This is a genomic window from Pseudomonas sp. efr-133-TYG-103a (assembly GCF_030209235.1).
Taxonomy (GTDB): Bacteria; Pseudomonadota; Gammaproteobacteria; order Pseudomonadales; family Pseudomonadaceae; genus Aquipseudomonas.
In genome coordinates this window covers 1-16,321 of the sequence record NZ_JARVSK010000021.1, presented here as the reverse complement: position 1 = coordinate 16,321, position 16,321 = coordinate 1, and the positions used below count along the sequence as shown (strand labels likewise).

The window sequence follows — 16,321 nt, the reverse complement described above, 5'->3', positions numbered from 1 at the left end:
CGACTGTAGACAAGGAGTGACCCTGATGACCTTTACCTACCGTTTTGTCGATTCCCCGGTCGGTCGGCTGAAGCTGGTCGCCAAGGGCGAGTGTCTGGCGGCCATTCTCTGGGAGCATGAGCGCGCGAACCGGGTGCTTCTGGGCGAGATGGCCGAGGACCGTGGCAGTGAGATCATTCACCGCGCACAGGCGCAGCTTGCCGAATATTTCGCCGGAACCCGCAATCGGTTCGAACTGGCCCTGGACTTTCACGGCACCGACTTCCAGAAGAAGGTCTGGCAGGCGTTGCTGACCATTCCCTTCGGTGAGACCCGCAGCTATCGCGAGATCGCTGTCCAGGTCGGCAATCCGGCGGCGGTGCGTGCCGTGGGCGCGGCCAATGGGCGCAATCCGATCTCCATCGTCGCGCCGTGCCACCGCGTGATTGGCAGCTCCGGTGCGTTGACCGGGTTCGCCGGCGGACTCAGCGCCAAGCAGTGGCTGCTGACGCTTGAGGGCCACCGCCTGCCAGCGTCGTACACGCAAGCGCAAGCGCTCCCGTCGCTGCAGGGATCGCTGTTCTAGACTCAGCGCTGGCCACGTCCGGCGGGAGCGCAAGACGCTGCTCCGCCCTCATTGAGTGTCACCCCAAGGAGATGAAACATGCCTGCTTCTGCCCAAACGTTTCGCGATCTGCACCACCAGCCCACCGTCCTGCGCCTGCCCAATGCCTGGGATGCGGGCAGCGCCAGGCTGTTCGAAAGCGTCGGCGCCAAGGCCATCGCCACCACCAGCGCCGGTGTCGCCTGGGCTCAAGGCTATGCCGATGGGCGGGTGTTGCCGATGGACGTGGCGGTCAGCGTGGTGGCCAGTATTGCCAGGCTGATCAAGGTGCCGCTGTCGGTGGACATTGAAAACGGCTACTCCGACGATCCGCACACCGTCGCGCAGAACGTCAAGCGCATCCTCGATGCGGGCGCTGTGGGCATCAATCTCGAAGACGGGCCCGATGCGCCACAACTGTTGGCGCGCAAGATCGAGGCGATCAAAACGATGGCGGCCAACAGCGGCCTGGACGTATTCATCAATGCCCGCACCGACGTTTACCTCGCCAGCCTGGTCAAGGAAGGGCTGCGCGTCGAGGAAACGCTGAAGCGCGGCAATCTGTACCAGCAGGCGGGCGCGGACGGGCTGTTCGTAGCTGCGCTGGTGGATATCGGGCAGATCGAGGCCGTGGTGCAAGGCGTTAACCTGCCGATCAACCTGTTGGCCCGGCCAGGCCTGCCTGATGCCGATGGCCTGGCGAAGCTTGGCGTGCACCGCCTGAGCGCCGGGTCCAGCGTCGCCCAGACCTTGTGGGGGCAAGCTGAGATTCTGGCCCGGGGGTTCCTTGAGCAAGGCCTATCGGAGCCCGTTACCCAGAGCAACCTGACGTACCCGCAGATTCAGGCGCTGTTCGGCCACTGACCTGAGTGAGTGGCTGACGAGACGTTGTCTGTTCACGTCGGCCAATCGCCCCATGTTCGTGTTCTCTGAAGTGGGAAATGTCAGCAGCGGATAAATGGCGCTGTTCAGTGTTCGGCAAAAAGAGTACAAATGTACTCCATGACGACTCTGACTCCCCGACGCGCTGCCATCCTGACGTTCATTCGCGATCGCATCGCCCAGCATGGCCAGCCACCCAGCCTGGCAGAAATAAGCGAAGCCTTCGGTTTCGCGTCGCGCAGTGTGGCGCGCAAACACATTGTGGCGCTCACTGAAGCCGGCCTCATCGAGGTCACGGCCAATCAGGCTCGCGGCATCCGCCTGGTTGAAGCCACGCGGCGTCCGGACATGCTGGAAATCCCCGTGCTGGGCCGTGTGGCGGCAGGTGCGCCCATCGGTCCGGACATCGATCACCACGACACCTTCACCCTGGACAGCCGCACATTCATGCGCGTCCCCGATTACCTGTTGCGGGTCACGGGCGACTCGATGATCGAGGACGGCATATTCGACGGCGATCTGGTCGGCATTCTGCAAAGTGCCGAAGCCCGTGACGGGCAGATCGTCGTGGCACGGCTCGATGGCGAAGTCACCATCAAGCGTCTGGAGCGCGGCAACGATCAGCTTCGGCTGTTGCCACGCAACCCGGCTTATCAGCCGATCATTGTCGGGCCCGATCAGGATTTCGCCATCGAAGGCGTGTTCTGCGGGCTGGTGCGCCGAGAATGATGGGCGCAGTGGTCAGCCTCGACGCGCTGCTGGACGAGCGTCGAGTCTGGAAAGGCCGTCCGGAGGTTCAGCCGGTCGCCGCCCAGCCCACCGGGCACGCCTTGCTCGATGCCGCTTTGCCGATGGGCGGATGGCCCCCGGCGGCCCTCACCGAAGTGTTGATCCCGGCCGACGGCTGCGGCGAATTGCGCCTGCTATGGCCGACCCTGGCGCGGCTGGCCGACAGTGGCGAGCGCATCGTGCTGATCGCACCGCCTTACGTGCCTTACGCCCAGGCCTGGCAGGCGGCGGGCATCGATCTGCGGCAGTTGTCGGTGATCGAGGCCAGCGAGCGTGATGCCTTATGGGCGGTCGAGCAATGCCTGCGCTCAGGCAGTTGCGGTGCGGTGTTGTGCTGGCCGAACAAAGTCGATGACCGCGCCTTGAGACGGCTGCAAGTGGCCGCTGAAACCGGGGAAACCCTGGCCTTCGCTTGTCGGGAACAGCAAGCGGCCGCCAATCCGTCTCCGGCCGCCTTGCGCATCGCCATCGACATGCGACCCCACCAGTTACGGGTGCTCAAATGCCGTGGCGGGCTGGCGCCTTCATCACCCATTCCTTTTACCACCGACGCCTGAGGTTCCCATGCTCTGGGCTTGTGTCCTGCTGCCGCAACTGGCGCTGGACGGCGTCATGCGTCGTCGCGCCGACCCTGAACGTCCTCTGGCATTGATCAGCGGCAGCGCCCAGCGCCGTGTTCTGCAGACCGTGAATCCTGCCGCCCGTGAACTGGGGCTGCGTCCTGGTCAGTCGCTGACGGCAGCCCATGCCATGACCCGCGAGTTCGACACCGTCGATTACGATCCGGATGAAACCGAGCGCTGGCAGCGGCTGTTGGCGGCCTGGGCCTATCGCTTCAGTTCCCATGTCAGCCTGAAGTACCCGCGAGTGCTGCTGATGGAGGTTGAATCCAGCTTCGGCCTGTTTGGCCCATGGCCTGTGTTCGAGGCGCGCCTGCGACAGGAGCTGACCGGGCTGGGGTTCAGTCATCGCATTGTCGCGGCGCCCAACCCGCTGGCGGCGCGCATGCTCGCCAACGCCCACGACGGTCTGGCGGTGAATGACAACGACAGTCTGCAGCAGGTGCTCGATCAGATGCCGGTCAACCGGATCGGCCTGCCGCAGGAGGTGGCGTCGGCACTGGCGCGCATGGGCCTGCACAGGGTCAGACAGGTGTTGGCCTTGCCTCGCGACACACTGGCCCGGCGCTTTCCGGCGACTGTGCTGCAACACCTGGACACCTTGTTCGGGCGCAGGCCCATGGCCCTTGAGTGCTACGTGCCGCCCGACCATTTCGACACCCGCATCGAACTCAATTTCGACGTTGAATCCCATCAGGCGCTGCTGTTTCCGCTCAAGCGGATGATCGCCGATCTGGCGCTGTTCCTGGCCGGGCGGGACAGCGGCGTGCAGCGCTTCGTCATCTATCTGGAGCACGTGCCCAGTGTGGGCAGCGTGGCGCCGGACACCTTGATACCCGTTGGATTGCTCAGCGCCGAACGTGAAGCCAACATGCTCTTCGAGCTGGCCCGTGGGCGTCTGGAACAGGTGGAAGTCCCTTCGCCGGTTCGAGCCTTGAGATTGCAGGCCAGGGACTTGCCGGCATTTGTGCCGTCTCACCGCGAGCTGTTCGACGACCGCCCACAGCAAAGCATGCCCTGGGAGCAATTACGCGAGCGACTGCGCGCCCGGTTAGGAGACGATGCCGTAGGCGGTCTCGGGTTTCAGGCCGACCATCGCCCGGAGTGTGCCTGGTCGCCGGTCAGCCCAGTCAAACCGGTGAAAGTCACCCACAATGTGCCGCGTCCGGGGTGGCTGCTGCGTGAGCCGGAAACGCTGGTCGAATCTGGCGTGCGTGTGCTGGCAGGGCCCGAACGGATTGAATCCGGCTGGTGGGACGGCGGCGATGTGCGCCGTGATTATTTTCTCGTCGAAACCCGCAACGGACAGCGCGGCTGGGCCTACCGCAAGGTGGGCGATGACAGCGGCCTGGTGCTGCATGGCTGGTTTGCATGAGCTGCGAATACGCCGAGCTGCATTGCCTGTCGAATTTCAGCTTCCAGCGCGGCGCATCCAGCGCCAAGGAACTGTTCGAGCGGGCAAAACAGCACGGTTATCAGGCGCTGGCGATCACTGATGAATGCACGCTGGCGGGCATCGTGCGTGCCTGGCAGGCTGCCCGTGACGCGGAGCTGCCGCTGATCATCGGCAGCGAGATCACCCTCGAGAACGGGCCTAAAGTGGTGTTGCTGGTGGAGAACCTGCAAGGTTATCAGGCGTTGTGTCGCCTGATCACTCAAGGTCGGCGACGCAGCAAGAAAGGCGAATACCGCCTGTTGCGCGAAGACTTTTTGCAGCCCGTACAAGGCTTGCTCGCGTTGTGGGTGGCGGACCTGGATCAGCCTGCCGAGGTGCGCCGGGAACACGGCGAATGGCTGCGCGGTATTTTTCAACACGATCTGTGGCTGAGCGTCCAGCTGCACCGTGGGCCGGATGATCACCTGCGGCTGAACACGTTATTGGCATTGGCACGTTCGCTGGGCATACCGCCGGTGGCCAGTGGAGATGTGCATATGCATGCTCGTGGCCGACGCGCGCTGCAGGACACCATGACTGCCATCCGACATCACACCCTTGTCGCGGAAGCCGGGCATCGGCTGTTCGCCAACGGCGAGCGGCACTTGCGCCCGCGCGCGACGCTGGCCGAACTGTACCCCGCGCAGTTGCTGGCTGAAACGCTGGTCATTGCCCGACGTTGCACCTTCGATCTTGGCCAGTTGCGCTATGAGTATCCCCATGAACTGGTGCCTGCCGGATTCACGCCCTCGAGCTGGTTGCGAAAACTGACCGAAGCCGGCGCCCGCTGGCGTTGGCCAGACGGCGTTCCGGAGGTGGCGCGGCAGAATATCGAGAAAGAGCTGAAGATCATCGCCACGATGAAGTACGAAAGCTACTTCCTCACCGTCCACGACATCGTCAACTTTGCCCGCGAGCAGAGCATTCTGTGCCAGGGTCGGGGTTCTGCAGCCAACTCGACGGTGTGTTTCGTGCTGGGCATCACCGAGCTCGACCCGGCCAAAGGCAATCTGCTGTTCGAGCGCTTCATTTCCGAGGAGCGTAACGAGCCACCCGACATCGACGTGGATTTCGAGCACGAACGCCGTGAAGAAGTCCTGCAATATGTGTTTCGCCGATACGGCCGGGGCAGGGCGGCGCTGACTGCGGTGGCCAGCACTTACCACGGTGCCGGAGCGGTCCGGGATGTGGCGCGGGTGCTGGGCTTGCCACCGGACCAGATCAACGCGTTGGCCGACTGCTTCAGCCGCTGGAGCGACAGCATGCCGCCTGTCGAGCGCCTGCGTGAATGCGGCTTCGAACCCGACAGCCCGGTGCTGCGCAGGGTCATGGCGCTGACCGGCGAGCTGATCGGATTTCCCCGCCACCTGTCGCAACACCCCGGCGGGTTCGTGATTTCCGAGCACCCGCTGGAAACCCTGGTGCCGGTGGAAAACGCGGCCATGGCCGACCGGACCATCATCCAGTGGGACAAGGACGATCTGGATCTGGTGGGCCTGCTTAAGGTCGACATTCTGGCGTTGGGCATGTTGAGCGCGCTGCGCCGCACCTTTGATCTGGTTGAACTGCATCGGCATACACGCTGGACCATTGCCACGCTTCCCGCCGAGGACCGGCCGACCTACGAGATGATCAGCCGTGCCGACACCGTCGGCGTGTTCCAGATCGAATCGCGGGCACAGATGTCGATGCTGCCGCGTCTGAAGCCCCAGACCTTCTACGATCTGGTCATTGAAGTGGCGATCGTCCGGCCGGGTCCGATTCAGGGCGATATGGTGCATCCGTATCTGCGTCGCAGAAATGGCGAAGAGGCGGTGACGTATCCCTCCGAAGCGCTCGAAGAGGTGTTCAAGCGAACCCTCGGCGTGCCGCTGTTTCAGGAACAGGTCATGCAGCTGGCGATTGTTGCCGCCGATTATTCGCCCGGCGAGGCAGATCAACTGCGCCGCTCCATGGCCGCCTGGAAACGCCATGGCGGGCTCGAGCCGCATCGGGTCCGGCTCAGTGAACGGATGAAGGAAAAGGGCTATCCCGACGAATTCATTCATCGCATTTTCGAACAGATCAAAGGCTTCGGCAGCTACGGTTTTCCTGAGTCCCACGCCGCCAGTTTTGCCTTGCTGACCTACGCCAGTTGCTGGCTCAAATGCCACGAACCGGCGGCGTTTACCTGCGCCCTGATCAACAGCTGGCCGATGGGTTTCTACAGCCCGGATCAACTGCTTCAGGACGCCAGACGCCATCACATCGAAGTGCGTCCGGTGGATGTACGTTACAGCGACTGGGACTGTTCCCTGGAGCCGGTCGAACATCCCGACTACACCCGCAACCTGGCGATCCGCATGGGCATGCGCATGATTCGTGGCTTTCGCGAGGAAGACGCCCGGCGTATCGAGCAGGCCCGCCAGCAACGTGCATTCAAGGACGTCACGGATCTGTGCGTCCGCGCCGATCTGGATAACCGCGCACGTGCCTCGCTGGCGGACTCCGGGGCATTGCGCGGTCTGGTCGGTCATCGCCACCGCGCGCGTTGGGAAATAGCCGGCGTCGAGGTGCAGCGTCCGTTGTTCGGTGATGACTGCTTCGGCGAAGAAGCCCAGGTCGTTTTACCGCTGCCCAGCGTGGCTCAGGATCTGGTGGCCGATTACGACACACTCGGCACCACGCTGGGTCCGCATCCGATGGCGCTGTTGCGCAATAAGTTGTCAGCCAGACGCTTTCGCAGTTCGAAGGATCTGTTGACTGAAGAGCATGGGCGCAATTTCAGCGTCGCCGGACTTGTGGTGGGTCGCCAGCGACCGGGCACCGCCAGCGGCGTCACGTTCGTCACGCTGGAAGACGAGCATGGGATGATCAACGTGGTGGTCTGGCGCGACCTGGCTGAACGGCAGCGCAAGGTCCTGGTGGGGTCGCAGCTGCTGCAGGTGTTCGGCAAGTTCGAATACCAGAAGGGTGTGCGCCACATCATTGCGCAGCAGATGTTCGACCTGACTCCGCTGCTCACCGGTCTTGATGTTCGCAGCCGGGATTTCAAATAACCGGGTGCAGCCTCCGTCAGGGCCGGGTGCTGCACTGTGGGTGGGTGATTGTGATCAAAGCTCGACCTTGACCGCTCGCCCGGTCCTGATTGATTCCAGTGCGCAGTTGGCCAGATGCAGGGCTTTCAGGCCATCCCGCGCGCTGGTCGGCAATGGCTGGTGCGCGCGCACGGCGTCGATGAACTGGTTGAGTTCGATGCGATACGAATCGGCATAACGTTCGAGGAAGAAGTTCAGCAACGGCTCGCGCACTTCGGTCTGGCCGGCGCTGTAAGTGCGAACACTGCTGGGGCGATGGTTGTCGTTGAGGATCATGCCCTTGGAACCGAACACCTCCAGGCGCTGGTCGTAACCGTAGACGGCCTCGCGGCAGCAATTGATGTGGCATTGCTTGCCCGACGCAGTGCGCAGCAGCACCATCACGCTGTCCCAGTCCTCCAGCTGCGCCAGATCGGGCTCCACCAGGCGGCTGGCGATGGCGATCACCTCGACCGGCTCTTCCCCCAGCAGCGTGCGGGCGGTGTCGAAGTCGTGAATGGTCATGTCGCGGAAAATACCGCCGGAGTGCTTGAGGTTGTCCAGCGACGCCAGTCCAGGGTCGCGACTGGTGATGATCACCTGACGCACCTCGCCGATCTCGCCGGCGGCAATGGCTTTGCGCATTTGCAGGGTGTCGGGGTCGAAGCGCCGATTGAAGCCCAGCATGACGTTGCCGTTGAGGCGCTCGACCTCTTCGACCGCCTGTGCAGCCTTGCCGAAGTCCAGATCGATCGGCTTTTCGCACAGCACCGGCTTGCCCAGCTTGACCGCCCGCAGCATGTAGTCGATGTGCGTGTCGGTGTGGGTGCCGATCACCACTGCGTCGACATCGTCCCGGGCGATGGCTTCGGCGCAGTCATACGCTGCCGCGCAGCCCAGCCTGGCCGCCAGCGCGTCGACGCCTTCGCGCCAGGGGTCGGCGATCACCGACAGTTGCACGTCCGGATTGGCCGCCACGTTGGCGGCGTGGATGTTGGCGATGCGGCCTGCGCCGAGAACTGCAATGCGTAGCATGGGTGGATCTCCTGGGATTGTTGTTATCGGGTAGATCGGTCTGGAAAGGCGACGTCTGTCAGTGCGCCAGATTGAACGGTGTCACGATCTGCACCTGGGAGGAGGTGATCGGATCGACTGTGCATAAACGATGAAATTGCAGAAGGTGAAGGAATGCCTGTCGCGCATCGACCTGCAGGTTGTGATCGATGACGGCGGCGATTTTCTCCTCGGCCAGCAACTGACGGTTTTCCTGATCGAGGTCGTGACCGATGAACACCGCCAGTGGACGCTCCAGCGCCTGGAAGGCGTCGACGATCGCCCGGTTGCCACCTCCGACGCTGTAGACCGCCTTGATCGACGGGTTGTCATGCAACGCCTGAGTCACCCGCGCGAGGGTCGGTTGATAGACACCGAAGCCACCACTGACGTCGACCACACGCAGATGCGGCGCGCGACTGCGCAACCAGGTGCGAAAGCCCATCTCACGCTCTTCTTCGCCGCGAAACAGTTCGCTGCTGATCACCACAGCGACATCCTGCGGGCTGGTGTCCAGCCAGCGCGACATCAGATAAGCCGCCGTCTGCCCGGCCGTACGGTTGTCCATGCCGATGTAGCCGATGCGTTCGCTCTGGGGCAGGTCCGACACCAGTGTGACCACCGGGATGCCCGCGGCCGTGACCTGGTTGACCGCCTCGTTGATCTGCGGCTCATCGGCAGCCTTGAGGATCAGGCCCTGACTGCCTTTGCCGATGCAGCGCACGATCAGGTCGTGCATCTGCTGGGTGTCGATTTCCTGATACAGGTGATAGCGCGGAAAGATACGGAACGGCGCCAGATTGCCCAGTTGTGCGTGGATGGCTTCCTGCACAGCATCACTGAAGCGCTTGGGGGTGTGCAGGATGATGTCGATGTGCAAGGTCCGGCCGACGGCGGGGCCTGACTTTTCCTGTGCCTCGAGTTCTTCGAGGGCCTGCTGGATTCGCCGGTTGGTCTGGTAATGCACGCTGCCGCGCTCATGCAACACCCGATCGACCGTGGCTTTGCTGACGCCCGCCTGGGCTGCGATTTGCTTGATCGAGAAACGCCTGGCGCGGTCCAGCATGTCGATCCCCTGGCTTGGAATGAGCTTTTTGTGAGGTCTTGTTGAGGTCGATTCGGGCCTCAATGAGGTGAACGCAATGCTAGTCTCAGTTCCATTCGTTGTACAGATGGAATTTTATTTCCATCGCCGCGACGGACTTTTCTGAACCCCAAAACAACAACAGCGGGAGCCAGGCATGTCAGCACGTGATCTTTGTGTTCCGGATCTTTCCCGATCGTTCAGCGGTCGCTATTTCATTGTCACCGGCAGTACCCAGGGTCTGGGCGCCGCCGTGGCACACACCCTTGCAGCGCGCGGCGCGGCCGGCCTGATCATCTGCGGGCGCAGCCGAGACAAGGGCGAAGAGCAAGTGCGGCGGCTGGCGGAAGGCGACTGTCAGGCGTTCTTCGTGCAAGCCGATATGGAAAGCGTCGAGGACTGCCGACGGGTCGTTGCCGCCGCCAAAACGCATTTCGGGACCGTCCACGGGCTGGTCAACTGCGCCGGAATGTCTGACCGTGGCACCATCATCGACACCTCACCGGAGCTGTTCGACCGGATCTTCGCGGTCAATGTCCGGGCGCCGTTCTTCCTCATGCAGGAATGCATCAAGCTGATGATTGCAGGTCAGGTGGAAGGCTCGATCGTCAGCATTCTCAGCGTGTCGGGGCATGGCGGGCAGTCGTTTCTGTCGGCCTACGCGGCGTCGAAAGGCGCACTGGCGATCCTCACCAAAAACGTTGCGTTCAGCACGTTGCGCAATCGTATTCGCGTCAACGGGCTGAACATCGGCTGGATGGACACGCCGCACGAAGACCAGATTCAGCGCCAGTACCACGCCGCCGAAGACGGCTGGCTGGAACACGCTGAAGCGCAGTCGCCATTCGGTCGGTTGCTCAAGCCTCAGGAGGTCGCCAACAGCGTCGCGTACCTGCTGTCAGACCAGTCGGGCATGACCACCGGCGCGGTCATCGACATGGAGCAAGGCATCATCGGCTGCGGCGACGGCTCCACACCGAGGCCGATGGCGGCGTTGTCGCTGGACAGCGTCAAGGGTGGTGAGCTGTGACGGCGCCATTCAGCCTGTTCGGCAGCGCTGCCGACATCGATGTGAACGCCTTTGCCGCGTTGTGCGAGCAAACGGTCAATGCCGCCGATTACCCCAACGCGCAGGAGGTGGTCAGTCGAGTGGTGATCTACCGGGCCGATACGATGCGCCGCGTTCAAGGCCAGGATCGCCAGGCGTTGATGGGCGAACTGCATCGCCTGTTCCGCGACGGCCCGGGTGTGATGGTGGTGCGCGATGCCTACCCTGACCTTGCTGTGATCGATCGGCACAGCGAAGTGTTTCGCCAGATCATTGCCGAAGAAGCGGCCAGCGTCGTGCGTGCCGATCATTTCGCCCGCGCCGGGGCCAATCAGCGGATCTGGAATTCGCTGCAGAAAGCCGCCAGGCATTCGCCGGATTCGTTCATCGAGTACTACGCCAATCCGTTGCTCGGGCTGATCGCCGAGGCGTGGCTGGGCCCGTATTTTCAGGCCACGGCGCAGGTCAACGTGGTAACACCGGGCGGCCAGGCGCAACAGCCCCATCGTGATTACCATCTGGGGTTCCAGAGCAATGAGGTGGCGCAGCGGTTCCCTCTGCCACTGCATCGGCTGTCGCAGAACCTGACGCTGCAAGGCGCCGTGGCGCACACCGACATGCCGCTGGAAACCGGGCCGACGCTGCTGCTGCCGTTTTCCCAGCGGTACGAACCCGGCTATCTGGCGTGGCGTGATCCGCGCTTCATCGATTACTTCCAGGGCCACGCGATCCAGTTGCCGCTGAACAAGGGTGACCTGCTGTTCTTCAACCCGGCGCTGTTCCACGCGGCGGGCACCAACCGCACCCCGGACCAATTCCGGATGGCCAACCTGCTGCAGATTTCCTCGGCGTTCGGCAAACCCATGGAGACAGTCAATCGCGAAGAGATGATGCTGGCGCTGTATCCGTCGCTGCTCAAGCGAGTGGCGCAAGGCGAACTGGATGAGGACAGCCTGCAGGCGGTGATCGCCATGAGCGCTGACGGTTATTCGTTCCCGACCAATCTGGACACCGATCCGCCACTGCACGGCATGGCGCCCCAGACCGGACAACAGTTGCTTGAGCAGGCGTTGAGGGAACGGTGGGAAATCACGCATTTTGCTCAGGCGGTGGAGGCGATGCGGCGCAAGCGCCTGGCGTAGCGATCTGAGAGTTTGTCTCGCTGTAAATACCAGCGGCTTGAAACTGGCACGCGCTGTGCTGTCCTGAACGCAACCGGGTTGTTGAACAATCCCGCTCGTTCAGGAAGTGTCGTACGTGTCCATTGCCAAAGCAAACGGCCTGTCGCTGGCCGATCAGGTCGCTCACGAGCTGCGCGAAGACATCATCAATGGCCGATTGCTGTCGGGCATGGCGTTGGTGGAAAGCGAGCTGGTGCGCCGCTACAGCGCCTCGCGCAACACTGTGCGCGAAGCGCTGCACTTGCTGGGCCGCGAAGGCCTGACCACGTACGTGCGGCACAAAGGCGTGATGGTCCGGCGCCTGAGCCAGGACGATGTCCGCGATCTGTTCAGGGTCCGTCGCACGCTGGAATCACAGGCGATTCTGGTGGGCATGCCGCTGGTCGACGACCGCTCAGCGCGGATGGGCAATGCGATCGAAGCCGCGGAACTGGCGTGCGAACGCGAGGACTGGCGCGCTTTCGGCACCCACAGCCTGCGCTTCCATCAACAGGTGGTCGGTCTGCTGCACAGCCCTTCGTTCGATGAATTCTTCACCAACATCGTCGCGCAGATGCGCCTGGTGTTTTCCGCCGCCCCCGACGAAGCCCGCTATCAGGGACCCTGGCTCGAACGCGACCGGCATATCCACCAACTGCTGATCGACGGCCGCCGGCGTGACGCCGACCAGGCCATGGGCAGTTACCTCGATGATTCCGAAACCCAGGCGCTGGATCTGCTTGCCAGCGCTGCCAGACCGTGAACAGGAGATTGCCATGTACAAAGACTACCCAGCCGCCTATCAGGTCAGCAAAGGCGCGGCGCTGCAGGTCGATACCGCCTTTTATGAGCGCATCCGCGAGCGTCGGGAAGGCCGCACGCTGGTCGAGCAATTCGAGGTGCCGATCCGCACCGGACGCGCCTGGAAGGTCAAGGCCGGGCAGGTGTTTCGTGTGACCACCCCGGTCGGCCCGCAGGTGGGCGACTTCAACGTCTGGAACGCCAACGACCCGCGGGAGCGCATGTGGGCGGCGCGCACCCGCCAGCTGCAAGGCGCCCACGTCAGCACCTACGATCGTCTGTGGTCGAACCTGCCGTTTCTGCGGCCGATGGTCACGATCACCGATGACAGCCTGGCGAGTTACGGCATCGACGAGCACGGCGGTCGGCTGCACGATTTGCTCGGAACGCGCTGCGATCCGTACGTGAACAAAATGCTCACGGGGGAGGATTTTCATCATCACTGCCATTCCAATCTGACGCGCGCAGTGCTGCCGCACGGGCTGACCGAATTCGATGTGCATGACGTGCTGAATATCTTCCAGTGCACGGGCCTCAATCACGACGATATGTATTTCATGAAGGCCTGCCCGGCGCAGAAGGGCGATTACCTGGAGTTTTTCGCCGAGATAGACCTGCTGTGCGCACTGTCCACCTGCCCGGGCGGAGACTTGTCGCTGCCGATGTGGGGCCCGGAAGCACAGGATCCGTTGACGGTGTGTCGCCCGTTGGGCGTGGAAATCTACGACCTCGACGCCTCGTTGCTGCAGGGTTGGGAGCCGCCGGCTCGCGCCGAATACAACGGCCTGCACGGACTGGCGATCGCCAAGGCTGCGTGGGAAAAGTAAACCTTGAGCAATGGCCTGCGCGCCTGGCACAGCGAGGCGTGGCAAGCCAGCCGGCGTTTAGGCGTCGCGCAACAGGTCGTGAGCGTTGAGCAGGCTCCAGGCGATCTCGGGGTGCTTTTCAAGACCGCGACGAATGGCGGCAGGGATGGCGGCGCGGGTCTTGCGGCACATGCCGGGCAACTCAGCGATGTCGATGATGATCCCGCGCATGCTGCGCACTTCGTTCACGCCAGGCGCGACATGAAGGCGGATACCGAGCTGCTCGAACATGCGCCGCTGCATATGCTCCAGGTCGCTCAGGCTCACAATGTTTTCCAGTCGCTCCAGCAGGCGCTTTTCTTCCTGGCGGGTCAGGCAGAGGATGCGCAGGTCTGTGCCGGAAGTTTCCAGCAGGCGCTCGCGGTCGCAGACACAGGCGCCGGGCGGGCAAGGGGAGCGGATCGGCAGTGAGGGGATCATGGGCACCGATCATAACCATGCGCGCGTTCGGTTGACAGCCGCCTGTCGGTCCTCGGCAAGCCTTCGTCGTCAGTCGATTTGGTAAGGCCAATATCATTTAGATTTAATTGGTCTTGCCAATATCGAAATGCGTGTGTAGCTTTTTTCCAGCACGCAGGGCCTGTTCTCGCAGCACCGGATGGGCGCCCAGGACCACAACAACAAAAGATCACCCCGGCGAGGCGCGACCTTTCCCTCGGCTCGTGCCGGCTGCCTGGTCTGGAGAAGAGACATGCTCACAGTCGTTTGCGAAAAACCCGGCTCCCTGATGGCGCTGGATCGCCAGAAACCTGTCCGCGGGCCCGTCGAGACGCTGGTCAGAATCAAACGCGTCGGCGTCTGTGGCACCGATCTGCACATCTTCAATGGTAACCAGCCGTTTCTGGAATACCCCCGCGTGATGGGCCACGAATTCTCCGGCATCGTCGAGCAAAGCGAGGCGGGCAGCGGGCTTGAGCCCGGTGACGTGGTGTACGTGATGCCTTACCTGTCGTGCGGCGACTGCATCGCCTGCCGTCAGGGCAAGACCAATTGCTGCGTGCGGATTCAGGTGCTGGGCGTGCATCGCGATGGCGCCTTCACCGAATACCTCAGCCTGCCGCACGCCTTCGTGCTCAAGGCCCAAGGGGTGACGCTGGATCAGGCGGCGATGATCGAGTTCCTCTCCATCGGCGCCCACGCTGTGCGTCGCTCGGACATTCAAAAGGGTCAGCGCGCGCTGGTGGTCGGCACTGGCCCGATCGGCATGGCGGTGGCCATTTTCTCCCGGCTGCGCGGCGCCCAGGTCACCGTGCTGGATACCCGCGAGGACCGTCTGGCGTTCTGCAGGCAGCACTTGCAGACAGACGCCGCGGTGCTGATCGGGGAACACGACAAACAGCAGCTTGAGGCGCTGACCCAAGGGGAATTTTTCGACGTGGTGTATGACGCCACCGGCAACGCCAAGGCCATGGAGCGCGGGTTCGAGTTCATCGCCCACGGCGGCAAGTACGTGCTGGTGTCCATCGTGCGCGACATCATCAGTTTCTCCGATCCCGAATTCCACAAGCGCGAAGCGACGCTAATGGGCAGCCGTAACGCGACGGTCGAGGATTTCCGTTATGTCGAACAATGCCTGCGCGATGGTCTGATTCCCGATGCCGCGCTCAATACCCACCGGATGAAACTCGCCGAAGTCACCGAGCGATTCACGACGTTGCTCGACCCTGCCCAAGGCGTGGTCAAAGCCATCGTCGAATGCTAGGAGACGGCCATGAGCAATCCGCTGTCCACGCCCATTTTGCAATTCGGCACGAGTCGTTTTCTTCAGGCCCATGCCGATCTGTTCATCTCCCAGGCGCTCAGCCGGGGCCAGGCATTGGGCAAGGTGACCGTGGTGCAGACCACCGCCAGTCCCGACAGCGCCCGGCGTGTGCAGGCCCTTGCCACCGGGGCGGGTTATCCGGTGCGGATACAGGGCACCGAGCAGGGTCGCACGATCGATGAGCAATGCTGGTCCACCTCGATTGCCGGTGCGCTGAACGCGGCGCACGACTGGCCGCTGATTCGTCATGCCATGCAGCGCGACGTGCAGGTGGTGATCTCCAATACCGGTGACAAGGGCTATGCGCTGGATGCCGCTGATACGCCGGCACTGTTGAGCCGCGATGCGCCGGCGCCGATGAGCTTTCCGGCCAAATTGCTGGTGTTGCTGCATGATCGCTGGCAGGTCAGTCCCGACGCGACGCTGTCGTTGTTCCCGTGCGAACTGGTGTCACGCAATGGCGATGTCCTGCGTGATCTGATTATCGGCCTGGCCGCTGACTGGCAGCTGCCCACAGCGTTTGCCGACTACCTGCGGCAGACCTGTCGCTGGGCGAACTCGCTGGTCGATCGCATCGTTTCGCAACCGATCGAGCCCATCGGCGCGGTCGCCGAGCCGTACGCGCTCTGGGCCATCGAGGAACAGGACGGCTTGCAGTTGCCCTGCGTGCACCCGTGCATCGTGCTGACCCGCGAACTGCAGCAATACGAGCAGTTCAAGCTGTTCATGCTCAATCTGGGGCACAGCTGGCTCGCGGAGTGCTGGCTGAGTGAGGGCCGGGCGCTTGACGAGACGGTCTATCAGGCGATGAGCAACGCCGTGATGCGGCAGCGTCTTGAGGAGGTCTGGGAGCACGAGGTGCTGCCGGTTTTCGCGGCCAGCAATCAGCTGGCGCAGGCGCGGGATTATCTGGCAAGCGTGCGCGACCGCTTCCTCAATCCGTTTCTGCAGCACCGGATCGCCGACATCGCGCAGAACCATGAAGAGAAGAAACGCCGTCGGTTTCTGCCGATGGTCCAGATGGCTCCACCGGGCCTGGCGCAGCCCGGCCTGCGCAAGGCGCTGCAGCAATAGAGCGCGAGCGGCGTGGGTCTGGTGTCTGGTGGCTATCTAGCGGATGCGAGCCACTTCGCGAGCAAGCTCGCTTGTATGGTAGGACTCGAAGGGGTGGGTGGGACCTAA

General features: G+C 62.9%; 15 protein-coding genes. 12 read left to right on the top strand and 3 right to left on the bottom strand.

Annotated elements, in window-relative coordinates:
- Positions 1-25 precede the first annotated feature (25 nt).
- The 6 genes from QRN36_RS18240 to QRN36_RS18215 all read left to right on the top strand — a co-directional run bounded on the left by QRN36_RS18240 (position 26) and on the right by QRN36_RS18215 (position 7,347).
- Positions 26-565 (top strand): methylated-DNA--[protein]-cysteine S-methyltransferase, encoded by a 540-nt coding sequence (locus tag QRN36_RS18240; protein ID WP_285425333.1) that lies wholly within the window; start codon positions 26-28, stop codon positions 563-565.
- A gap of 78 nt (positions 566-643) precedes the next feature.
- Positions 644-1,447 carry an isocitrate lyase/phosphoenolpyruvate mutase family protein gene (locus QRN36_RS18235; protein WP_285425332.1) on the top strand — a complete coding sequence of 268 codons (804 nt, stop codon included), beginning with the start codon at positions 644-646 and terminating at the stop codon, positions 1,445-1,447.
- A gap of 129 nt (positions 1,448-1,576) precedes the next feature.
- Positions 1,577-2,194 carry a transcriptional repressor LexA gene (gene lexA, locus QRN36_RS18230; protein WP_285425331.1) on the top strand — a complete coding sequence of 206 codons (618 nt, stop codon included), beginning with the start codon at positions 1,577-1,579 and terminating at the stop codon, positions 2,192-2,194.
- Complete coding sequence (gene imuA, locus QRN36_RS18225; RefSeq protein ID WP_177182078.1) at positions 2,194-2,811, top strand: translesion DNA synthesis-associated protein ImuA; 618 nt, start codon at positions 2,194-2,196, stop codon at positions 2,809-2,811. The genes lexA and imuA overlap by 1 nt, the downstream gene beginning before the upstream one ends.
- 7 nt (positions 2,812-2,818) lie before the next feature.
- Complete coding sequence (locus QRN36_RS18220) at positions 2,819-4,249, top strand: DNA polymerase Y family protein (RefSeq protein WP_285425330.1); 1,431 nt, start codon at positions 2,819-2,821, stop codon at positions 4,247-4,249.
- Positions 4,246-7,347, top strand: a complete 3,102-nt coding sequence (locus QRN36_RS18215; RefSeq protein WP_285425328.1) for an error-prone DNA polymerase — start codon at positions 4,246-4,248, stop codon at positions 7,345-7,347. Before QRN36_RS18220 ends, QRN36_RS18215 begins: the two co-directional genes overlap by 4 nt.
- Before the next feature lie 54 nt (positions 7,348-7,401).
- Here the strand turns inward: QRN36_RS18215 and iolG are convergent, their stop codons facing one another.
- Both iolG and QRN36_RS18205 read right to left on the bottom strand, forming a co-directional pair.
- Complete coding sequence (gene iolG / locus QRN36_RS18210) at positions 7,402-8,400, bottom strand: inositol 2-dehydrogenase (RefSeq protein WP_285425327.1); 999 nt, start codon at positions 8,398-8,400, stop codon at positions 7,402-7,404.
- A gap of 58 nt (positions 8,401-8,458) precedes the next feature.
- Entirely contained in the window at positions 8,459-9,484 is a 1,026-nt protein-coding gene (locus tag QRN36_RS18205) for a LacI family DNA-binding transcriptional regulator (protein ID WP_285425326.1), read from the bottom strand.
- Between the two features lie 175 nt (positions 9,485-9,659).
- Between QRN36_RS18205 and QRN36_RS18200 the strand changes: the two genes are divergently transcribed.
- From QRN36_RS18200 to QRN36_RS18185, 4 genes are all read left to right on the top strand, one after another.
- Positions 9,660-10,532: an SDR family oxidoreductase gene (locus QRN36_RS18200; protein WP_285425325.1), complete on the top strand. Its 873-nt coding sequence runs from the start codon at positions 9,660-9,662 to the stop codon at positions 10,530-10,532.
- Positions 10,529-11,692 carry a phytanoyl-CoA dioxygenase family protein gene (locus QRN36_RS18195; protein WP_285425324.1) on the top strand — a complete coding sequence of 388 codons (1,164 nt, stop codon included), beginning with the start codon at positions 10,529-10,531 and terminating at the stop codon, positions 11,690-11,692. Before QRN36_RS18200 ends, QRN36_RS18195 begins: the two co-directional genes overlap by 4 nt.
- 115 nt (positions 11,693-11,807) lie before the next feature.
- Positions 11,808-12,473 (top strand): GntR family transcriptional regulator, encoded by a 666-nt coding sequence (locus QRN36_RS18190; RefSeq protein WP_285425323.1) that lies wholly within the window; start codon positions 11,808-11,810, stop codon positions 12,471-12,473.
- A 13-nt stretch (positions 12,474-12,486) separates the two neighbouring features.
- Positions 12,487-13,338: a DUF1989 domain-containing protein gene (locus QRN36_RS18185; RefSeq protein ID WP_285425322.1), complete on the top strand. Its 852-nt coding sequence runs from the start codon at positions 12,487-12,489 to the stop codon at positions 13,336-13,338.
- 57 nt (positions 13,339-13,395) lie between these two features.
- Here the strand turns inward: QRN36_RS18185 and QRN36_RS18180 are convergent, their stop codons facing one another.
- Positions 13,396-13,797, bottom strand: coding sequence for a hypothetical protein (locus QRN36_RS18180; protein WP_177182041.1), 402 nt, complete (start codon positions 13,795-13,797; stop codon positions 13,396-13,398).
- 271 nt (positions 13,798-14,068) lie between these two features.
- Here QRN36_RS18180 and QRN36_RS18175 point away from each other — a divergent pair, with 271 nt between their 5' ends.
- Together QRN36_RS18175 and QRN36_RS18170 are read left to right on the top strand one after the other, a co-directional pair.
- Positions 14,069-15,079, top strand: a complete 1,011-nt coding sequence (locus QRN36_RS18175; RefSeq protein ID WP_285425321.1) for a zinc-binding alcohol dehydrogenase family protein — start codon at positions 14,069-14,071, stop codon at positions 15,077-15,079.
- A gap of 9 nt (positions 15,080-15,088) precedes the next feature.
- Complete coding sequence (locus tag QRN36_RS18170; protein WP_285425320.1) at positions 15,089-16,213, top strand: mannitol dehydrogenase family protein; 1,125 nt, start codon at positions 15,089-15,091, stop codon at positions 16,211-16,213.
- The last annotated feature ends 108 nt before the right edge of the window (positions 16,214-16,321 follow it).

Bases quoted from the DNA above. Each gene is read 5' to 3' on its own strand.
- lexA (WP_285425331.1), top strand. From the start codon at position 1,577: ATGTACTCCATGACGACTCTGACTCCCCGACGCGCTGCCATCCTGACG.
- imuA (WP_177182078.1), top strand. From the start codon at position 2,194: ATGGGCGCAGTGGTCAGCCTCGACGCGCTGCTGGACGAGCGTCGAGTC.
- QRN36_RS18235 (WP_285425332.1), top strand. From the start codon at position 644: ATGCCTGCTTCTGCCCAAACGTTTCGCGATCTGCACCACCAGCCCACC.
- QRN36_RS18175 (WP_285425321.1), top strand. From the start codon at position 14,069: ATGCTCACAGTCGTTTGCGAAAAACCCGGCTCCCTGATGGCGCTGGAT.
- QRN36_RS18215 (WP_285425328.1), top strand. From the start codon at position 4,246: ATGAGCTGCGAATACGCCGAGCTGCATTGCCTGTCGAATTTCAGCTTC.
- QRN36_RS18220 (WP_285425330.1), top strand. From the start codon at position 2,819: ATGCTCTGGGCTTGTGTCCTGCTGCCGCAACTGGCGCTGGACGGCGTC.
- QRN36_RS18240 (WP_285425333.1), top strand. From the start codon at position 26: ATGACCTTTACCTACCGTTTTGTCGATTCCCCGGTCGGTCGGCTGAAG.
- iolG (WP_285425327.1), bottom strand. From the start codon at position 8,400: ATGCTACGCATTGCAGTTCTCGGCGCAGGCCGCATCGCCAACATCCAC.
- QRN36_RS18180 (WP_177182041.1), bottom strand. From the start codon at position 13,797: ATGATCCCCTCACTGCCGATCCGCTCCCCTTGCCCGCCCGGCGCCTGT.
- QRN36_RS18200 (WP_285425325.1), top strand. From the start codon at position 9,660: ATGTCAGCACGTGATCTTTGTGTTCCGGATCTTTCCCGATCGTTCAGC.
- QRN36_RS18170 (WP_285425320.1), top strand. From the start codon at position 15,089: ATGAGCAATCCGCTGTCCACGCCCATTTTGCAATTCGGCACGAGTCGT.
- QRN36_RS18185 (WP_285425322.1), top strand. From the start codon at position 12,487: ATGTACAAAGACTACCCAGCCGCCTATCAGGTCAGCAAAGGCGCGGCG.
- QRN36_RS18205 (WP_285425326.1), bottom strand. From the start codon at position 9,484: ATGCTGGACCGCGCCAGGCGTTTCTCGATCAAGCAAATCGCAGCCCAG.